Consider the following 19,752-nt stretch of genomic DNA (forward strand, 5'->3'; position numbering starts at 1 on the left):
AATTAATTTCTTTTCGTCCAATACTTTGGGGACTTTAGTGGCGTAACACTTTTTCAGTTTGAAATGTTATCTTTGCATTTAAAAAAAATTATTTCGATCCTATTGATCGTTTTTGCTCCTGTGGGAATTTTCCCTGTTACCCTTCTGTTGAGAGAAGGCGGAAAGGTAAAAGGAGATATCATTACTCAAAATCAACATTCTGTTCTTCTTCAAACTGAATCAGGAAAACGTAAAGTAGATAAAGACCTGATCCTTAAGATACTTTTCCAAGATATAAATGACGACGAAGAGGAAAAGATCCGCAAGGAAGAAGAGGATAAGCTCGCTTCTGACAAAAAAGAACAAGAAGATAAAGAAGCTGCCCAGAGAAAACTGGAAGAAGATAAACAAAAAGAAGAAGATCTGAAAAAACAAGCAGCAGCCGAAGAAGAAGCGCGCCGCTTAGAAGAACTTCGTAAACAAGAAGCTAAACGTCCTTTAAATGCGCTCTGGAGATCAGCAGCTGTACCTGGCTGGGGACAATATTATACTGATAGAAAGTTTCAATCACTTCTCTACCCTACCCTATTTGCTGCGGCCGCATTTGTTGCTTATGATAAATTCAGAGTGTACAGAACTTCCGTAAAAGAATACGGAGACTTGGGAAATCCCTATACAAGAGAAAGTTTGACACTTGCAGCGTTAGGCCAAGCCCAAGCTGCGGCTACGCCGTCTTTATCTCCAATTGATGCTTATTTAGCGAACCAATCTAGCCAGGTTCAGCTAAAAAGAGAAGAAGCAGATAAAAATTTCAGAGAATACCAAGGCGCCTTATATGTGTTAGGCGGGATTTATATTCTGAACCTGATCGATTCTTATATTTTTGCAAATTCTGTCAAATCGGTAGTCCAGTTTTCAGATGGTCAAAGCAAGGGGATGGTAATCTCAGCTATGCCTTCTAGTGTTGGAGCGGGAAGTGGATTTTCCAGTAGCGGAAACTTCTCTGGAATGGAAACCAAATATACAATGGGTTACAGATTCGATTTCTGATCTTGATAAAAACTTTTCTCCCTTTTGAAAGAAAATCTAGGATTTTATTGCCAATAGTTTCCATCCCATTACTTTGTATCCGTGGCGAAATGGGTTCCGGATCATATAGTAATCGGCGCAGGTTTTACTGGCCTTCTGCATGCATTCCTTTCTTTAGAGAAGGGTGAGTCCGTATTAGTACTGGAAAAAAAAGAAAGTACTGGGGGATTGATCCGATCTGTGCGAACGGAATACGGTATTGTAGAGACCGCGGCTAACGGAATTATAAATTGTTGGGAGTTGGAAAGTCTCTCTTCACGTTTAGGATTGGATATCCTATTCTCAAATCCTTCATCTAAAAAACGTTATATATTTTCTGATGGAAAGATGAAAAGAATGCCTCTTTCCGTTTTCGAAATAATTTCTCTCGCTTTCTCCGCATTGACTGTGCCCGCGCAACCTCTCCCAGGTGAATCCATTTATCAATGGGGTAAAAGGGTATTGGGCGAAAAAACCATGAGCAAAGTATTGGAACCTGCATTAGGCGGGATCTATGCGGGCGATTTGGACGCAATGTCCGCTGAGCTTGTCCTCGGAAAATTTTTGCCGGAGCAAGCGCCTCTTTGGAAAAACATTCTTCATCTTCGAAATTCCAGAAAAGATAAACCGAAACTTCTTCCAGGAAGAAGAGGAACCGTAAGTTTTAGAGGCGGCCTAGGAACTTTACTTGGTGCCCTTGAGGCAAGAGTGTCTTCTCAGGGAAAGATCAAGTATAATCAAGATATTACCAGTTTAAAAGAACTGAGAGCGAGTTATCCAAAATCCAAGATCACTATTGCGACTAGTCTTGGAACTGCATTAAAACTTCTGAAATCGGAATTTAAGGAATTCAAGTCCTACCAAGGTATGTTGGACACTTTGCCCATCGTAAGTGTGACTCGTTTCGGAAAAGATTCCATCTTGAATGGCAAAAAAGGATTCGGAGTATTATTCCCGAAAGATCATAAAAGTTTTTCTTCCGAATTAGGAATTAGATCCAGAGGGATTTTATTTAACGATTTTATATTTTCCGGTAGGACCTCCGACGGAATCCATTCAGAAACATTTATTATGGGTGGTGCAGGAGACAGGGAAATTTCCTCCAAAACGGAAGAAGAGATCATCTCAGTAGTGGAAGAAGATCGTAAAAAATTATTCTCCGAAAGTGGAATTCCTTTAAATCACTATGTGACTGTTTGGAAAGATGCACTCCCTGTATACGGGCCGCAACTTCACGCATTCAATCGTGATTTGGATAGAATTCTGCCTCCGGAAGTCAAGGTAGAAGGTAATTTTAGAAGCGGGATCGGTTTAAAATCCATTTTAGAACGGGCCTTCTCGCTTTATAACCCGGATCTTTCCGTCTGATCAGCGGACAAATTTATTTATTAAAATTCCTTTAAGTTCTTCCAGATCTTTTTTGATCCAGTTGGAATCCTCTTCGAATTTTTCGGGAGTCATTCCTTCCGTTTGGAATAATGTAAAAATTAGTTCACTCCCCTCCCCGTTCTGAATGATCCTGAGTGGATTATAAGAAATATTTTCAGGACTGAAGATCACATAATGATCCAAGATCCCATATGGGTTTTTATCAGTGAATTTTGCGGTAAGTTTGCCCATAGGAGAGTCAATGGACCATTCTCCGTTTTCTAAGGGAGAAATTGATTTACACAAACCGGAAGCCCATTCTGGAAAATTTTTAGGCTCTGAAAGATATTCGTAAGCTGTATTTTGAGAAACGGGAATTGTAACGCTAATATGTTTTGTATTTTTTGTCTTAAGCATTTCTTTACTTTGGGAATTGGTCTATTTTTTTCTGGATACTGATCTTATCATGAGAAGTTTTTGCAAGTGAATATGCTTTGCGAAAATTTTCTTCTGACTTTGAATTATCTATATCTAAATACAATTCTCCCAAAAGAGCAAAGTAAAAATGATTTTCTTTTAGGTTTAGTTTTTCCGCTTCTATGATTGCTTCTTCTTTTTCATTTGCTTTAGAAAGTGCATATGTTCTATTCAAAGCAGCAATAGGAGAATATTGTAATTGAAGTAGACGATTGTATAACTGCAAAATATTTTCCCATTTTTCTTTCGTATCTTCCTTTTGGGTATGCCAGTATGCAATTCCTGCTTCCAAATGATATTTTGTGAGTTTTGTTCCGCCGGTTGCTTTGGTTAGAAAAATTTCTCCCTTTTTGATCAGATCATAATTCCAAAGAGCCGTGTCCTGGTCTTGGTATAAGATCTGTTCTCCATTTTGATCCTGCCTTGCTTCGAATCTGGAAGTATGAAAACACATTAATGATAGAAGTGCATATACTTTAGGTTTATCAGTGATCTGATTTTCTACAAGCATGCTACAGAGACGGATTGCTTCTAAACAAAGATCTTTACGTAAAGTTTTGTTTTGGCTGATGGAATGATATCCTTCGTTAAACAATAGATATATTGTAGAAAGTACAGAATCCAATCGATCTTCTATCTCTTCCGGTGCTGGAAGTTGGATTGTGATCTTTTCTTCTCTTAATTTTTCTTTAGCTCTAAACAATCTTTTATTTATCGTTTCTTTATTGGTTAAGAAGGCATCGGCTATCTCTTCTATTCCGAATCCACATAAAATCCTGAGAGAAAGTCCAACTTGTGCTTCTGAAGAAATAGAAGGGTGGCATACTACGAACATCATTCTGAGTTGGCTATCGTATATATTTTCAGGGGAAAGATCTATTTCAGATTCTAAAGACTCTGATTGAGATTTTGTGAGCTCAGGAAGGATTTTGTTCTTAAAAACTGAGTTTCTTTGAAGATAATTTTTGGCCTTATTCTTTGCTACGGCATAAAGCCAGGCAGTGGGATTTTCGGGATTTCCCTTGATTCCCCAGGCTTCAGTTGCAGTTAAGAATGTCTCACTTGCGATTTCTTCTGCAATTTCCAGCCTTTCGAAACCTATATGTTTGGAAAGAACGGAAACAATTTTAGTGTATTCATTCCTGAATAAATGGGGTAATATTTCCGAGCTTTGCATAAAACTTACGCGAGATATGTGTGTCGGTTAACGTGTTTTATCTACGCCTACAACTTTTCTCACTTCTACACTGTTTCCTGGTCCATTTAGGATGGGACATTCTTTTGCGATATTGGTAGCTTCTTCAAAATTTTCGGCCTTGATCGTAATAAAACCAGCTATAGATTCTTTTGTTTCTGCAAAAGGACCGTCAGTAATGATCTGTCCGGATTTTATAACTTTACCTTCAGTAGATAGTCCTGTTCCACCTACGAATTTATTTTGAGCGGCAATCCCTCCTACCCAGTCCTGATACATTTTCATGTACACTTGCATTTGTTCAGGAGAAGGTTGTGCATCCTTTGTGATCAGATCCAGTCGCATTAAGATTAAATATTCGTCCATATTTTGTTCCTTATAGAAGATGATTTTATCTCTAGATCAATTGAGTTTTTAGAAATTGGACAGGGACTTTGATAAAATTTGGACGCATTATAAATTACAATTGCAGGCAACCTTTTCCTTCTTCGGATCCCATCCGCCTGAAACTTTACATATACAATGTGAAAGCCCACCTTTCTGCGCAGAATGCTTAGCTTCGAATACAAATTTTGCCAATGCTTCTAAGAAAGCAGGGTATGTTCCTGGTGCGGGAATTCTATGATATTCCGAGATCCCATTTTGGAGGGCATGATCTCTTATTTGCACTCCAATCTCTTCTAATGTTTCTAAATGATCGCTGATAAAACTGATCGGATAAACTGCGATCCTTTTGGTTCCATTTTGTCCCAACTCTTGGATCTTATATAGAGTATTAGGAGTGGTCCATTTGCTTGGCCCCACCCTACTCTGGTAGGATAAATGAATTTGTCCTTTATAACCTTTTTCTCTCAAAAGAATAGTAAGGGCTTTTACATTCTCTTCGATGTCTTTCGTATACACGTCGCCTTTTTTAATTAGGCGAAGAGGTATCCCGTGTGCGCTGAATACTATATCAAGGTTTTGCCAGTCTGAGATCGGCTCTTGCTTTATATGTAAAAAATCTTTTTCGGAAAGTTTACCTTGGAAAAAATCCAGGATCAAATCTCTAATAGACTCTAAATATTCTTTTCTATCGGAGAAAGGTCTTACCCAAAGAGGACTGGAAGCAGGGCAGTATCCCAATTTTTTTTCCATGAGCATTGCTGTGGATAAAACTGTTGATCTGGAAAAATGAGGGAATAGGGGAAGAATTACAACTCCCTCATTTGGATCTGTCCATTCCGTAGGGAGTTCTCTTATGTCCGGATATCCGCAGCACATTGTGGCCTTGACTTCCCATTTCTCTCCGGACTCTTCTAAAAGTTTTTTCAAACCTTCTGCTTGTTTTTCAGTTTCGGAGACTAAGGGGGAGCCTCCTCCGAATCCCATGGAAGCATAAGTCTCTTCTACTTTTTTCGCTCTGGTCTCTGCGATTTTTCTAGCGAGTCTGATCCTTAGAAATTCAGGAAGAGGGAGATCGAATACCAAAGGATCTTCGAATAGATCTTTTAGAAATTTTGGAATTTCTTCGGCGTTTCTAGGTCCGCCCAAGTTGATTAGTAAAAGTTTATTTTTCATAAAAAATGGCTCACTTGAAATTCGATGGAATATTGTTTTGTACTCAGATAATTTCTGTATCTTCCTGAATAATTTGAAATAATGTCCTCTCTACTCAGACCACCTTGGGTTTGGAAACTTCCTTCTCCGTATAATCTATGCTCAGTTAATTTTACGAAAAATAACCAAGAGGGTAGTATATAACCTGCTCCTAAATTTGTCTCTATTCCGAACCCGGAAGAATCTCCGATAAAATTCAAATTTCTTTGGTAATGATAATCCCTGAAATGTGAATACCAAATATTTCCGGAAAGACTTGCTTCGTACATCCAAGTTCCATTGGAATATCTATAGCCGAATCCGAATGGAACCTCCCAAGTGGAGATTGAATAACTAAGTCCAATTCCGATCGGACCATAAGTCACTGGTGAGGTCGCGATCCATTGCATCACATCGTATAGATAATATTTATAATAAGTATAATAAGCTCCGCCGGTAAGATAAAGACCAGATCCTGGTTTTCTTGGATCTGGATTTGCTCCGCCAAAATATTTTCTGGCAAGAAATCCTATCCGATCGTCTTTCATTTTCAGTTTTCCTCTTCCATCCGCAAAGTTTTGAGTCCCTGTAAATGTATAAGGAGTATCGTAAAAACTTGCGTTTGCGAAATCGATCTTTGTCCCCTTTTCTCTGCTTACGCTACCAAGAAGAAAGTCCTCGTCCCTCCCCTCTCCGGTTCTTTGGTTCTTAAAAGTTGTCCTGTATTCCAGGTTGATCTCCCAAGTTTCCCACCAATGTTTGAAACCGATCCCACCATATTCGAACTCTCTGTTGTAAGTGATCCTTGATCCCGCTTTTAGCCCGGATAGATTAGGGAACTTTGTGCCCGATTCAAAAATATGTTGGCCTCCATTTTCCCCCACAAGTCCTGTGATGGAACTTCTGGTCATTAGCTCGGATAGAAGGGCCTGAATTTTGGTTTGGGGCGCCGCGGTTCCTGGAAGTTTTGTTTCGGATCTTATCTCTTTGGGAGATTCAGGCTCTTGTGCAAGCAATGGACCTGTGGCAAATAGGCAGAATAGTGTGGTTATAATTCGAATCTGAATTTTCATTTCATCCTAGAATTAGGGGTGAAATGATTTCATCCCCAGTGGAATTCCTTTTCCGAGAAGAGACCTTAGCATTCTCCCCTCCCCTATCGTTTCAATTCGGTTTTTTCGCTCTTAAATCAATATGAGACATAGGTTTTCTTGACAAATCCGGTCTTCAAGTGGATCTATTATCAGGGTCGAGATCTAAAGTGAAAGCCAGAGTTTTAAGTGTAGAAGAAGTCCTCTCCGAATACGTTTTAAGTTCGGAAGATGAGTTTCTGGAGAAGGCGGAAAAATGGTCCTTGCCCAAAGACAATAAGGGCAAGTACAAGACGGATGTTTTGGATAAGTACTTTTCCAAAAAAACAAAACATTCTTATGAATCTGTGATCATCGCGGTTTCTAACCAAAAAGGTGGAGAAGGTAAAACCACAGTTTCCATCTGTCTCGCGGAAGCATTGGCAAAGGCAGGCAAAAAAGTCCTACTTTTGGATTGGGATGCTCAGGCAAATATTACTCAGTTATATGTTGGCCAGGCGGATAAATCGGTCTTTCATAGTTTAGGTTATAAAGAAGAATCTAAAGTAGATATTTCTGAAATTATTGTAACTCTTGCTCCTGGTTTGGACCTGGTTCCTTCTTCAATTCACTTGGCTAATTTTACGACTCCTTATGAGAGAGACGATTTTGATCTTTTGAAAGAAGCACTTCTGCCTGTCCGTTCTTCTTATGAATATATTATTATAGATTGTCCTCCTTCTTTGGGTTTGATTTTGGAAAATGCTTTGATCGCGGCTGATCTTGTTTTAGTTCCGATCCAGACTCGCGCTTTTAGTGTGCAGGGTTTGAAAGACCTTCATGGTACAATAGAGAAGATCCGTAAAAAAGCAAATCCAGGTCTTGGGCTTTTGGGAGCAGTCTTAAATCAGTATGAGGATTCGAGGGCGCTTTCTGGGCTTGCCGAAACTGTCCGGAAATATTTCCCAGTGTTTGATTCTGTAGTGTACAGAAGAGAGGCGATCCCTCAGTCTCAAGCAAAACGTAAACTTTTATCCGAATATGATCCTAAAGCAATGCAAATGTTTTCTACCTTGGCGGAAGAAGTGATGAGGAGAGCAAATGGCAAAAAGATCTGATTTTGCAGGGCTGGATCTATTAACAGCTTTCGGTGGGGACGAATCCCTAAAAAAAGAGATTCTTCTTTCTGATATTATAACGAATCCGGAACAACCTAGAGTTTTTGGAAAAGAAGATGTGAGCGATCTTGTCGAATCTATGAAACGTCTTGGTTTGATAGAACCGATTGTTGTTCGTAGATTAGGTAAGAAGTTCCAGATCGTAGCTGGAGAGAGAAGATTTCAAGCTGCGAAACTAATAGGTTGGAAATCTATTCCTGTAGTAGAAACCGAAGCTCCCGAAGATAGATGTTATGAGATTGCCCTGGCTGAGAACGAAAAACGTAAAAGTTTAAATCCCTGGGAAGTAGGAAGGGCGATCCAATTCCTCCGAAAAGAAAGAAAAAAAACCGCAGAAGAAGTCGGTAAAATTTTGGGTTATACAGAAAGATATGTAAAACAGTTGAGCTCGATAGCAAGACTGGACCAAAAATCTGTTTCAGAATTACTCAAAAGTGGAAGTGACCTTTCCGTCAAAAACCTGGAAACCCTTCTAAAAAAGAAAGAAGGACGGGGGGGTGAAACGATTTCACCCCGCAGACCTGGTGAAAGGGTCACGCTGGATCTTAAACTCCTGACTATCAAAAATAGAGAATCTTTCCTAAAAGAACTTTCTAACCTAAAGAAAAAGTACGGATTGAGCTAAGACAATATTTTTCTCGTTGGAGAAAAGTAGAGGCTCTCGAATCTGTTCTCATACGATAGTTCGAGCGGATTATTTTATCATCGTTCGGATCTTTATTAAAGGAACAGAATGAAAATAGGAATCATAGTTGGCTCCCAACAAAAACAATCTCAATCCTCTAAAGTAGGCGAATTTTTAAATTCTAAATTAAAAGAAATGTCCGTAGAAACTTGGACATTGGACCTGGGAAAAAATCCTCTTCCTCTTTATGATTCTACTCAGACAAGCGACGATAAGGTCTGGACAGGTCTTTGGAAACCTATTGATGAAAATTTAAAAAGTTCTGAAGGTTTTGTTATTATCACTCCTGAGTATGGTGGGATGGCGAGTCCTGCTATTAAAAATTTCTTCCTTCATGCGGGTCTTGTTCAATTAGGCCATAAGCCTGGACTTCTTGTTTCTGTTTCTTCTGGTAGAGGCGGAGCTTTCCCGATCAATGAGATGAGAGCAAGCAGTTATAAAAATACTAAGATCTGTTATATCCCTGAACAATTGATCTTTAGGGACGTGGAACATTTGATCAATGGAGGGGAACCTGTCTCTCCGGAAGATAGTTTTATCAGAGAGAGAAGTGGATTCGCGCTTAAGATCCTGGTTGCTTATGCGGATGCTCTTTCCGAGATCCGTGAGTCTGGCGTGGTCCAGGATCCTAGGTTTAAAAACGGAATGTCCTGATGTGACATAATCAGCGACCGGCTTACGTATAGGTTTTGGTTACAAAACTGCGTAGGGGAGGGGGAGTTCCTTCACTGTAGAATTGGCTCAAAGATTGTCTTTTCTGACCCGATGATATATTCTGAGAGCTGTTGGATTCGGATCCGACAGTTAGGAAACGGAAAGTTTCCAAGTCAGATAAGACGGACCGGGTTTTTAGATATCTCGGTCGAAATCGAAAGTTAGGAATTCATGAATAAAATTAATATCCAGGCCGGACAAATTATTTTCAGAGAAGGCGAGTTGAATAACTCGATGTACATCATCACCTCTGGAACAGTTGAAATATTTTTTACTCATAAAAACTCGGCCACTCGTTTGGCTTTGATGAAGAAGGGAGATTTTTTCGGTGAAATGGCTTTATTTAGGGCAAAGCCTAGAACCGCTACTGCGAGAGCAGTGATGGACACCGAAATGGTCGCAGTAGAATCCAAACAGCAATTGGAAAGATACTTACTCGCGAATCCTGAGTTTGCTGCTAAGATGGTGAGGATTTTAGCCGATCGTTTGGCGAATACGAACGAACTTTTGATCTCTAAATTGAACGAAATTACTACGAAAGAAATCGAATATCAGATAGAGGATACCTGATCAGGTATACGTAATGCGGTCTTTGCCCGCTGCTTTTGCTTCGTATAGTTTTGCATCAGTCAAAGAATAGAGCCTATTACTTTCGTCTGCATCTGTAGGATATTCTGCAACTCCGCCAGATACTGTGACTTCTATCCCGAAATCATTTTTGGAAGAATTTCTTAAATAAGTCCTGAATCTTTCAATCGCTACTCTCGCGTTTTCTTTGCTGGTTTCGGGAAGAATGACCGCGAATTCTTCGCCTCCGACCCTACAACTGATGTCTTCTGTTCTGAATGCATACATCAAGGTTCCTGCTACCAGTTTTAAGATATCATCCCCGAAAGAATGCCCTTTGGTATCATTGATCTTCTTAAAATTGTCCAGGTCGAATAAGAATAGGCAGAAACTTCTTTTATACCTTTTACTTCTGGTGATTTCTTTGTTTAGGACCAGGTTGAAATATCTTCTATTATAGATCCCTGTTCCTTCGTCTATGACTGCATTTAGGATGATCTCTTCGAAAGAGTAGATATCCACGATCTTAGGGTTTTCTATAAGTCGATTTTTTAGATATATATAATCTAGGAGGGCTACGACGAAGTTCATACTTCTGCCCAATTGTTTACTTAGTCCTTCCGCATGGGAGTAGATCTCTTTCCAAAGAGATCTGGCTTCGGATTCGGGTAAGTCTAAGTTCGCGATGATCCTGAAAAAGTCTGAGTAGAAATAATCGTCCTTCTTTCCCATCTCTTCGAATTTAGTTGCGAGGCTGGGAAGTGGTGCTTCTTTATCGTTTACGATCTCTAAAATTGCGGTTTTTCTTTCTGAGTTGATCTGCCCCAGGCCTTTAAACCTGTCCCTCATTTCTATGAGTTCGTTTCTGGCTAAATTTGCTGTGGTTTCGTGGGCATTGAGGGTTTGTTCCGCTGTGAGTAATTCTACTTCTCCCAGCTTAGAAACTCTTTCGTAGAGCTCCAATAGTTCCTTGAGTTTTTGGATTTCCTCTTCTTTTTCTTTTAGCACTTCTTGTAGATTTCGCATTTTGGTTCGAGGATATGTTGGAGTCCTTCTGGTAGGAACTCCTAACTTTCCGGTTTGTTATGGAATACTGGTAAAATAATTCTTTTCCACCCTAGGGGTAAACCAATTTAATGAATTACTTGGCGGTTTCATTTATGTTCAAAGGTCCTCATAAGAAAAAAGTTATTATTACAGGAGCGAGCTCAGGTATCGGCAGAGAGCTTGCTCTTTTATACGGAAAGGCGGGCCATGATCTGGCGATCACTTCTAGAAGGAAAAAAGTTTTAGAAGATATCGCAAAAGAGATCCGGTCATTTAATAAAGGCGGCAAGGTTATCTTGGCTTCCTTGGATGTCTCAGAATCGGCGGACAATTTTAAAGTCCTTCCTAAACTTGCTAAGGATCTTGGTGGAGTAGATCTATTTATTGCGAATGCTGGAATTTCTACTAACTCTTCTTTTGGCCAAAAAAGTTTTGAAGCTGATAAGAAGGTGATCGATACAAATTTGATCGGGCTTATGGCTGGCATCTCCGCTTTGCAGCCGATCTTTAGAGATCAGAAAAGTGGACAGATCGTAGGGATTTCTTCAGTAGCTTCTTTCAGGGGTCTTCCTGGTTCAGCAAGTTATTCTACTTCCAAGGCTGCGGTTTCTACTTATTTAGAAGCACTAAGAGGAGAGGTTCGACAGTTCGGTGTAAAGGTCACTGTCATTCATCCGGGTTTTATAGATACTCCAATCAATCAAAAGTTGAAATCCCGTCCTTTTCTTGTTTCCTCAGAAAAAGGTGCTCAAAAAATTTACAATAGGATAGAATCAGGAGTTCGCTCCGCTACTGTGCCTTGGTTTCCTTGGGCAATGATCGGAGTCCTGATGAGATCGCTTCCTGAGTTTTTATGGGAGAAGATCGGGCCTAAATAAAGGTTTTTGCATATGGTAGGAACTCCAGACTCTTCGAATATCTGCAAGGTTCTCTTTGTATGTTTGGGAAATATCTGCAGATCTCCTGCGGCAGAGGGTGCATTTGTGGATTTATTGGAGAAGAGAGGGCTTTCTTCTCTCTTCGAAGTGGATTCTTGCGGAACTTCTCGCTATCATATTGGAGAATTGGCGGATCCCCGAACCAGACAAACTGCTCGTAAAAAGGGAATAGAGCTCACTCATAAGGCGAGACAATTTAAAAGATCCGATTTTGAATATTACGATTTTATTCTAGCGATGGACAGATCGAATAATAAAGATCTGGGAATACTCGCTTCGAATGAAGAAGAAAGAAAAAAAATTCATTTGTTCAGAAAGTTTCAGAAGGGCCAAGGAAAAGAATCCGAGGTTCCTGATCCATATTATGGAACTTTAAAAGACTTTGAAGAAGTCCACCAGATTGTTTCCGAAGCCTCGGAAGGATTTCTGGAATATGTCTTGAGTAAAAATGGAGTAAATAATGCCTAAGGGTGAAAAAAAGAAAGTAGTAGTAATCGGAGTAGGTTTCGGGGGATTGCAGGCGATTAAAAAATTATCCAAAGAAGAAGATTTGGAGATCATCGCTATTGATAAAAAAAATCATCATTTGTTCCAACCTTTATTATACCAAGTAGCCACTGCAGTATTAAGTCCTGCTGACATTGCGATCCCTACCAGATCTCTCATTGGTGATAAAAAGAATGTGACAGTTTATTTGGGAGAAGTGGAGAAGGTAGACATCCAGGCCAAAAAAGTATATTTCCAAGGCCATTCCGAGGATTATGATTATCTAATATTGGCTGCGGGTGCTAAATCTGGCTATTTTGGGAATGACCATTGGAAAAAATATTCTATTGGTTTAAAATCTTTAAAGGATGCACTTTCTATCAGAACAAAAATTTTAACTTCTTTTGAGCAGGCGGAACTTGCAGGCGATCCTGAAATTGCTAAAAAACATCTAAATTATGTTATCATCGGTGGAGGTCCTACAGGTGTGGAGCTTGCAGGTTCCATTGCAGAACTTTCTCATGAGATCGTTAGGAACGAATTCCACACAATCGATCCTGGTTTAGCAAAGATCACCTTGATCGAAGCTTCTCCTAGACTTCTTGCAGCTTTTGCTCCTAAACTAAGTGAATTTGCAAAGATCCGTTTAGAGAAGAGGGGAGTGGAAGTTCTAACTGGAACCAAAGTTCTCGAAATAGACCAGAATGGGGTCAAGATAGAAGGCAGAACAATTGCTTCTTCTACAGTGATCTGGGCTGCGGGAGTTCAAGCAAATTCTATCGGAGCATCTTTAGGAGCTCCTACAGATAGAATGGGAAGAGTGATGGTAGATGAGTTCTGCAATGTGGAAGGTCATCCAGAAGTTTTTGTAATAGGTGATATCGCAAATTATTCCAAAGGTTTAGAAAAACCTTTGCCTGGTGTTTCTCCGGTTGCAATGCAGCAAGGAAGATATGTTGCTTCTCTTATCCGAGGAGATCTGAGATCTAAAAAAAGAAAACCTTTCCATTATCTGGACAAGGGAAGTATGGCGACTATCGGAAGACAAGATGCAGTTGCTCAAGTTGGGAATTTCAGACTAAGAGGATTTTTCGGGTGGTTTGTTTGGTTGTTCATCCATATCTTCTATCAAGTAGGATTTAAAAATAAGATCTCCATCTTCATCACTTGGGTTTGGTCTTATATTACATTTCGTGCAGAAGCAAGATTGATCCAAGACGAGGTTGAAGCCAGCTCAGTCGGGTCCACTACGCAAAATTAAAGCCGAAAATAATCCTTGAATAGGTCGTACATAATAAAAGAATAAGCTCGATGCGGACTGATCTTTGGAAAGGCAAGACAATCGTAATTACCGGAGGCTCTTCCGGGATAGGAGAAGCTTTATTAGAAAGTTTATCCCAGATTCCTTGTAAGATCATCAATCTTTCCAGATCAGAGCCTGAGCTTATTCGTAAAATTTCTAAGAAGAAAGAGAAACGTGCTGCGGAAATTTTCCATATTCAGGCGGACCTTTCTTCTGAAAAAGAGATCAACAAAGCAGTTGCTAAGTTGGCGAAACTTGCAGATGGCATCGATGTTCTTTTTAATAACGCAGGTATAACTGCTCATTCTAGATTTGATCAAACTCAGATAGAAGCATTTCGACAGGCGTTTGATGTGAACTTTTTCGGTCCTGTTTTCCTCACGATGAGACTTCTTCCTTTTTTGAAAAAGAACAAGGGAGCAGTCATGGTAACATCTACAGTTAGCGGATTATACGGGGTCCCTGCAAGAAGCGCTTATTCTTCTTCCAAATCTGCGTTACACGCTGTTATGGAATCTGCACGTATAGAACTTTCGGAAGAAGGTCTTAGATTTATTATATTCTGCCCTCCTTATACCAAAACAAAACTAAGAGCAAATGGTATAGATGGGGATGGCCAGAAGCTGGGGGAATCCCATTACTCCGGCAAGAGTAAAACTCCGGAAGAAGTTGCAGAGAAGATGATCCGTTCTGTTGAGGATCCGAACTCAAGACTTGTTGTAATGGATAAAAGTGGATTTTTCATGAAATGGATGAGAAATATCTCTCCTTCATTTTTGGAAAAAGTATTATATAAAAAACTTTATAAGGACTTTCATTAAAGGACTTAAGTCTATATGGAAACTAGAAGCATTATTAAAGAATTTAAATATGATTTTCCTTTGGAAAAAGTTTGGAGCGCTGTTACTGTCAACGAGGAGCTAATCCATTGGTTGGCAGATAAGGTAACTGGACGTCCTAAACTTGGCGGCACTTTCTCTTGGACTTGGAATTTAGGTCCAGAAGGAGAACTTACTTCTACAGGTATTTATAAAAAGATCGTTCCTTTCCAGGAGTTGATATTGCAATGGCAAGACCATCCAGCAGGTGATATAGAACTCAAGCTTGAGTTTGAAAAAGAAGGAGAGGATTCCACTCTTCTAAAACTCACCAACTCAGGATATCCGACTGGAGAAAAATTCGACCATTGGATAGAAGCAGCTTCTGAAGGCTGGGACGAAGAAAGTATGCATTTGCTTCAATACCTCAGAAAGAACTGATATCTCTTTAGTGTCGGATTATGTTTTTGTTTTCCGCTTGAACTCTCGGGTCCCTAAAAAAAGATGACATTAGAGCCCCGATCATAGGGTGTTCGCGGTCTTTTCTCATAGAGGCCAGGGCCGCGAGCTGCTTTTCAAGGCGGTATACAGTGAACCTTCCAGAACTAGACTCTTACTTTCAAAGTCTTACGGATATCACAGATACGATTTCGATCTTAAACTCTCCGTATGAGTCCGAATTCGATTCAGATATCTCTAAGATGGAAAATTTCTTAAATGAGATCCAATCCAAAGATTGGCTCGCCACAGACAAAGAATACTTTAACCTATTCACCAGCCACTTCTCCTTTCATATCAAAATAGTAGAAGAGATTGTCCGCGAAGCGAGAGAGATCTTAGATCCTGAGCGTCGTATGCACGTAAAACGTTTGGTAGGATATTGCAAATCAAGCGAAGAATGGTTAGCAGATCTTCAAAAACGCCGTAGAGCTACAGAAACTCTCGCGACTGCTTGATATAATCTATTGACATCCCCGGTCAGCCGGGGAGTCTTGAGTTCGTGTCCGAGAACGAACTGCCACAGAAAGAAAAAATTAATTTTTTCACCCATCCCTTTCTCTTCTATCCTGTACTTCTTTTTATATTCATATTCGCTCTAGATAAAATTTTCTTTTTGGATAAGGTCAGAGACTACGTAAAAGTAGAATTAACTTATATATATTACGATGTTAAACAAGATCTCCTAAAAGAAATGATCTCCAAGTTCGGCAAGAACGCTGAGAAGAAGTCCGACAAAAAATTGGTACTTCTTATGGGATCTTCCAGGATGTTATACTTCAAAAACGAAGAGATCTTGGACTTCTATCCTGATTGGGAGGTATATAATCTTTCTTCTGCAGTAACTACTCCTGCGTATTATCTCTATTTTTTAGAAAGATTATTTGAAGCAGGTGTAAAACCTGACTATCTGGTTTTAGAAGCGGACCCTTTCCAATTCAACGCAAACAGCACTACATTCAAAAAATCGAATTTAGCAAATAGTTTCGATCTTAGATTCGTTCTTTCTAATGCCTGGGACCTGGGTAAGGAAAATGTGAACTATTATTTGGGAAATTATTTTTTTGGAGTAAGTAAGAATAAACCTTATATCACTAATGTTTATGCTCACCTCACCAATAAAAAATTCGAACAAGCCGACCTGATCAAAAGACTCACCATAGAATCTCTGCAAAGAGACAAGGGGAATGCGATCTCTCCTGCCGGTGGTTTTATGGAGAAGGACTACGGCAAATTGGAAGCAAGTTCTATCCGCACAATAGGTTGGATCTATCCGAAATATTCTCCTTCCGAAATGCAGTTCTCCTTTTACGAAAAGATCCTGGATAGAGTGAAGTCAGAGGGAATTCCTACCCTTGTTGTCCGTCCCGAAGTTTCTCTTCCTCTGGAAAATCTTCTAAAAGAATTGAATATCCCTGCTCCTTGGTGGGAAAGAATTCGCCCAATTAACCAAAAGTTCGGCATACCCATCATAGATATGGCAGAAGCAACCGACTACGAGTGTAATACTTTTGCGGACAGTGGTCATATGGCCGTGGACTGTTACCGGCCATTCTTGCGCTTTTTAAGAATGAGATATTCCGGAGAGTAATCCGCTTCTTTCTATATATTTCGCCGGGGAAAGGAGGTTGACGAGAGGAATTGTCTGCCTTAATTTTGCTTCGTTAGATTTTCCCCAAAAGGCGAACCCATGAAAAAAATTATATCCACAGCGGTTTCAATTTCTCTTTTGATCGGTTGTTCTTCTACGAGTGTCGTTGAGAACAAGGGCAAGGATGCCGAGTTCCAAATTTTAGAGCCGAATATCAGAGTAGAAAAATTCAAAGAAACATTCAATTTAAAAGCGGAAGGTCCGGTTAACCTGGACTGTTCCGGCAAACCTTGCACTCCTGACCAAGTCAGCGCATTAACTCCTGATCAGATCAAAAAACTAAAACGTAATGGTTCTTGGAAAGAATATGTAGAGAAGGAAGATCTTCAAAAAAATAAATTCTCCGTTCTAACCCGTGTAGGTGATTACAAAGACGATAAAAGAGACGGTATCTGGAAAACATTATACGAAACAGGAGAAACTTTAAGAGAGACTCCTTACGTTGCCGGCGTAAAAGAAGGTGAGGAGAAAAAACTCGCAAAAGATGGAACCCAACTTGAAAGCACAATTTACAAAGCTGACAAGAAGAATGGACCATACTGGTCTAAAACAGACAAAGGTATCTTAAGCGACGAAGGTACTTACGCAGACGATAAAAAAGTAGGCACCTGGAAAGATTATTATAACGAAGACGGAGCTAAAAAATCCGTAATCGATTTTAAAGACGGTAAAAAAAGCGGCAAAGAAACGAATTACCATAAAGACGGGAACACTGTCTCTTCTGAAGGAAACAATTCAGATGATCTAAAAACGGGTTATTGGAAAAACTATTACGAGAATGGTTCCCCTCAATCAGAAGGTAATTATGCTCCGAAAGGAACCGGTCCTGATAGAAAGTCTCTTAGAATAGGCGCTTGGAAAGAATATTACAAAAACGGAAAGGTTTTTGCAGAAGGACAGAGAGATCATACTCGTAAGGGAGATTGGACCTTCTATTGGAGTACTGGAAATCCAGCGTATAAAGGAACCATGATGAACGAAATGATGATGAGTTCCGCAGAAGTATACGATAAGGACGGAACAATCCAAGGAAAGGGAAAACTTCTTTTCGACCTCTTATTGATGGATGAAAAAACGGATGAGCTAAAGGCAAAATATAAGCCTGATTTCCCGTTTGCATATTATAAAAACGGCAAGAAGTCCTTTGAAATCGCTGCAAACGGTACTGCGGTCGAGTATGACGAGTCTGGAGCAAAGATTGGGCAAGGGCCGATTATGCCTGGGACAAACCAAAAAAACGATTGTTGGACGACACCTCAGGGTAAAAAATATTACGTGAACGGTAGAGAAAATCCTAAAATGGGAGAACTACAAGGCTGTAAGTAATCTTGCACCTTAAGTAACTCAGTTTCTTAAGTATAAAAAGCTCGGAGATTTTTCTCCGGGCTTATAATATTTAGAAAGGCTTTTCTCAGTCTGTAAAATTCTTCTCTGAACTGTGTAGGAATTCCAACATGGACTCAGAGTCGAAAAAGGGAATCCTCGCCTTGGAAAAAATTATCACAAATAACGATCTCAAAAAAATCAGCCTAGGAATATTGGTCGCTGCTCCTTTATTCTTCCTGCTTGGATATTTCGTCCGAGGCTGCAGTTCAGTAAATCGTCAGGCAAAAGTAACTTATAGCGGATCCTTTACTGAAGGAACACTGGTTTCCTTAAATTCTAAAAATGTAATATTGCAGGATCCTGACTTTTCTATTCCTCTGGAAACAGTGGAAAAGATAGAATTTCTGGAAGATGCTCAGAGTTTGAATCCTAACCAGGTACCTTTGAGTGATTCCGAAAAATCATTTGTAGGTACTTATAAAATACAAATTGGAACTCACAAAGGTGTATTGAGTATATTCCCTCGAAAGACCGGAGGGATCGGAGCCACTTTACGTTTTACAAATTGGGGAAAAGGATCAAACGAATTCCTCACAGGAATTCGAGTCACAGGTAAATCTATCCGTTTTGTAAGGTCTTGCGCGGGAGCAAGATGTTCCGAGATAGGAAGTAATGTTCCTTTCACCCAAACTTACACCGGAGATTTGGACGGTAAAAAAATTCAAGGTGCATACCAAGGTACGAATAGTTCCGGCCGTTGGCTTGCGGAACGTTAATAGGAAATATTATGGAATCCATCGCCAAAGATCGTGAGAATATTCCTTTAACTGAATCTGATATTCATTTTGCAAAGGATACATTAGATAGGATCCGCCAAGAGCTGGCTGGAGAGATTACTGGCCAAGAAGCAGTAGTTAAAAATCTACTCATCTCTTTGGCCTGCCAAGGGCATGTTCTGTTAGAAGGGATGCCTGGACTTGCTAAAACACTTTTGGCAAAATCTTTATCGTCTGCATTGGATCTAGATTTCAAAAGAGTTCAGTTTACACCGGACCTTCTTCCTGCCGACTTGATCGGAACAGTTGTATTCAATCCTAAAAACGGAGAATTCAATACTCGCAAAGGTCCAATCTTCACTGGAGTTTTACTTGCAGATGAGATTAATAGAGCACCTGCAAAAGTGCAATCTGCTCTTTTGGAATGTATGGAAGAAAGAACTGTCACCATTGGAGAGAACACTTTTCCTTTAGAGAGACCTTTTTTGGTATTAGCTACGGAAAATCCAATCGATCAAGATGGAACTTATCCATTACCAGAAGCACAGATGGACCGTTTTTTTATGAAGGTTCTTGTTGATTATCCAGATATGGAAGAAGAACTCGCGATTTTGGAGCAACATGGTAACCTCGCTACCGGTCCAAAACGTATTAAAAAAACTGCAACTGCTAAGGATGTTCTAAGGATCTCTTCACTTGTGGATAGGGTTCATGTAGAACCTAAATTAAAAAGTTATATAGTTCGTTTGGTAAGAAATACTCGTCCAGAAGAAAAGACTGTGCCAGATCTTCTTCCTTATGTGAAACATGGTGCTTCTCCAAGAGCAAGTCTGAGTTTGCTAAAAGCATCCAAGGCAAAAGCATTATGGGAAGGAAGAGACTATGTTGCTCCGGAAGATGTGAAGGCTGTTCTTCCTGAAATTCTTCGTCATAGAATTTTACTTACTTTCGAAGCAATCTCTGAAGATGTAGGGATAGAGTCTGTGGTTCGGATTGTTTCGGATGCAACCCAGGTGCTTTGATCTAATTA

22 protein-coding genes are annotated in these 19,752 nt (G+C 39.8%); 16 read left to right on the forward strand and 6 right to left on the reverse strand.

Annotation, left to right across the window (positions count from 1 at the left end; all coding sequences use genetic code 11):
- The first annotated feature begins 63 nt into the window (after positions 1–63).
- Together CH362_RS12605 and hemG are read left to right on the forward strand one after the other, a co-directional pair.
- Positions 64–1,029, forward strand: coding sequence for an LA_0442/LA_0875 N-terminal domain-containing protein (locus CH362_RS12605; protein WP_100710698.1), 966 nt, complete (start codon positions 64–66; stop codon positions 1,027–1,029).
- Positions 1,030–1,110: 81 nt separating this feature from the next.
- Complete coding sequence (hemG, locus tag CH362_RS12610; RefSeq protein WP_100710699.1) at positions 1,111–2,415, forward strand: protoporphyrinogen oxidase; 1,305 nt, start codon at positions 1,111–1,113, stop codon at positions 2,413–2,415.
- On the opposite strand, the gene CH362_RS12615 is transcribed toward hemG, so the two are convergent.
- The 5 genes from CH362_RS12615 to CH362_RS12635 all read right to left on the reverse strand — a co-directional run bounded on the left by CH362_RS12615 (position 2,416) and on the right by CH362_RS12635 (position 6,738).
- Complete coding sequence (locus CH362_RS12615; protein WP_100710700.1) at positions 2,416–2,832, reverse strand: SRPBCC family protein; 417 nt, start codon at positions 2,830–2,832, stop codon at positions 2,416–2,418. It lies immediately after the preceding gene.
- Between the two features lie 4 nt (positions 2,833–2,836).
- The gene (locus CH362_RS12620) at positions 2,837–4,069 is read right to left on the reverse strand and encodes an RNA polymerase sigma factor (protein WP_100710701.1); all 1,233 of its coding nucleotides are present in this window, start codon (positions 4,067–4,069) and stop codon (positions 2,837–2,839) included.
- A gap of 27 nt (positions 4,070–4,096) precedes the next feature.
- On the reverse strand, positions 4,097–4,453 hold the full coding sequence (locus CH362_RS12625; protein ID WP_100710702.1) for a YciI family protein: 357 nt from the start codon (positions 4,451–4,453) through the stop codon (positions 4,097–4,099).
- 87 nt (positions 4,454–4,540) lie between these two features.
- Positions 4,541–5,647: a ferrochelatase gene (gene hemH / locus CH362_RS12630; protein ID WP_100710703.1), complete on the reverse strand. Its 1,107-nt coding sequence runs from the start codon at positions 5,645–5,647 to the stop codon at positions 4,541–4,543.
- Positions 5,644–6,738: a putative porin gene (locus CH362_RS12635; protein ID WP_100710704.1), complete on the reverse strand. Its 1,095-nt coding sequence runs from the start codon at positions 6,736–6,738 to the stop codon at positions 5,644–5,646. Before CH362_RS12635 ends, hemH begins: the two co-directional genes overlap by 4 nt.
- A gap of 188 nt (positions 6,739–6,926) precedes the next feature.
- Between CH362_RS12635 and CH362_RS12640 the strand changes: the two genes are divergently transcribed.
- The 4 genes from CH362_RS12640 to CH362_RS12655 all read left to right on the forward strand — a co-directional run bounded on the left by CH362_RS12640 (position 6,927) and on the right by CH362_RS12655 (position 9,882).
- Positions 6,927–7,853, forward strand: coding sequence for a ParA family protein (locus CH362_RS12640; protein ID WP_100710705.1), 927 nt, complete (start codon positions 6,927–6,929; stop codon positions 7,851–7,853).
- Positions 7,837–8,538, forward strand: coding sequence for a ParB/RepB/Spo0J family partition protein (locus tag CH362_RS12645; RefSeq protein WP_100710706.1), 702 nt, complete (start codon positions 7,837–7,839; stop codon positions 8,536–8,538). Before CH362_RS12640 ends, CH362_RS12645 begins: the two co-directional genes overlap by 17 nt.
- A gap of 108 nt (positions 8,539–8,646) precedes the next feature.
- Positions 8,647–9,252 carry an NADPH-dependent FMN reductase gene (locus CH362_RS12650; RefSeq protein WP_100710707.1) on the forward strand — a complete coding sequence of 202 codons (606 nt, stop codon included), beginning with the start codon at positions 8,647–8,649 and terminating at the stop codon, positions 9,250–9,252.
- Positions 9,253–9,483: 231 nt separating this feature from the next.
- A complete protein-coding gene (locus tag CH362_RS12655; RefSeq protein ID WP_100710708.1) occupies positions 9,484–9,882 on the forward strand; it encodes a cyclic nucleotide-binding domain-containing protein in 399 nt (132 codons plus the stop codon).
- Here CH362_RS12655 and CH362_RS12660 read toward each other — a convergent pair whose 3' ends face one another.
- Complete coding sequence (locus tag CH362_RS12660; RefSeq protein ID WP_100710709.1) at positions 9,883–10,905, reverse strand: GGDEF domain-containing protein; 1,023 nt, start codon at positions 10,903–10,905, stop codon at positions 9,883–9,885.
- Positions 10,906–11,039: 134 nt separating this feature from the next.
- Between CH362_RS12660 and CH362_RS12665 the strand changes: the two genes are divergently transcribed.
- From CH362_RS12665 to CH362_RS12710, 10 genes are all read left to right on the forward strand, one after another.
- On the forward strand, positions 11,040–11,804 hold the full coding sequence (locus CH362_RS12665) for an SDR family NAD(P)-dependent oxidoreductase (RefSeq protein ID WP_165780269.1): 765 nt from the start codon (positions 11,040–11,042) through the stop codon (positions 11,802–11,804).
- 12 nt (positions 11,805–11,816) lie between these two features.
- Positions 11,817–12,332, forward strand: coding sequence for a low molecular weight protein-tyrosine-phosphatase (locus CH362_RS12670; protein ID WP_100710711.1), 516 nt, complete (start codon positions 11,817–11,819; stop codon positions 12,330–12,332).
- The gene (locus CH362_RS12675) at positions 12,325–13,611 is read left to right on the forward strand and encodes an NAD(P)/FAD-dependent oxidoreductase (RefSeq protein ID WP_100710712.1); all 1,287 of its coding nucleotides are present in this window, start codon (positions 12,325–12,327) and stop codon (positions 13,609–13,611) included. Before CH362_RS12670 ends, CH362_RS12675 begins: the two co-directional genes overlap by 8 nt.
- A 50-nt stretch (positions 13,612–13,661) precedes the next feature.
- On the forward strand, positions 13,662–14,474 hold the full coding sequence (locus CH362_RS12680; protein WP_100710713.1) for an SDR family oxidoreductase: 813 nt from the start codon (positions 13,662–13,664) through the stop codon (positions 14,472–14,474).
- Positions 14,475–14,489: 15 nt separating this feature from the next.
- Entirely contained in the window at positions 14,490–14,912 is a 423-nt protein-coding gene (locus CH362_RS12685) for an SRPBCC family protein (RefSeq protein WP_100710714.1), read from the forward strand.
- A 149-nt stretch (positions 14,913–15,061) separates the two neighbouring features.
- Positions 15,062–15,427: a PLU-1-like domain protein gene (locus CH362_RS12690; RefSeq protein WP_100710715.1), complete on the forward strand. Its 366-nt coding sequence runs from the start codon at positions 15,062–15,064 to the stop codon at positions 15,425–15,427.
- A 44-nt stretch (positions 15,428–15,471) separates the two neighbouring features.
- On the forward strand, positions 15,472–16,560 hold the full coding sequence (locus tag CH362_RS12695) for a DUF1574 domain-containing protein (protein WP_100710716.1): 1,089 nt from the start codon (positions 15,472–15,474) through the stop codon (positions 16,558–16,560).
- Positions 16,561–16,659: 99 nt separating this feature from the next.
- A complete protein-coding gene (locus CH362_RS12700) occupies positions 16,660–17,946 on the forward strand; it encodes an LIC20035 family adhesin (RefSeq protein ID WP_100710717.1) in 1,287 nt (428 codons plus the stop codon).
- A 128-nt stretch (positions 17,947–18,074) separates the two neighbouring features.
- A complete protein-coding gene (locus CH362_RS12705; protein ID WP_100710718.1) occupies positions 18,075–18,722 on the forward strand; it encodes an LIC20036 family protein in 648 nt (215 codons plus the stop codon).
- An 11-nt stretch (positions 18,723–18,733) separates the two neighbouring features.
- On the forward strand, positions 18,734–19,744 hold the full coding sequence (locus tag CH362_RS12710) for an AAA family ATPase (RefSeq protein ID WP_100710719.1): 1,011 nt from the start codon (positions 18,734–18,736) through the stop codon (positions 19,742–19,744).
- The last annotated feature ends 8 nt before the right edge of the window (positions 19,745–19,752 follow it).

The organism is Leptospira saintgironsiae, from assembly GCF_002811765.1.
Lineage (GTDB): Bacteria > Spirochaetota > Leptospiria > Leptospirales > Leptospiraceae > Leptospira_B > Leptospira_B saintgironsiae.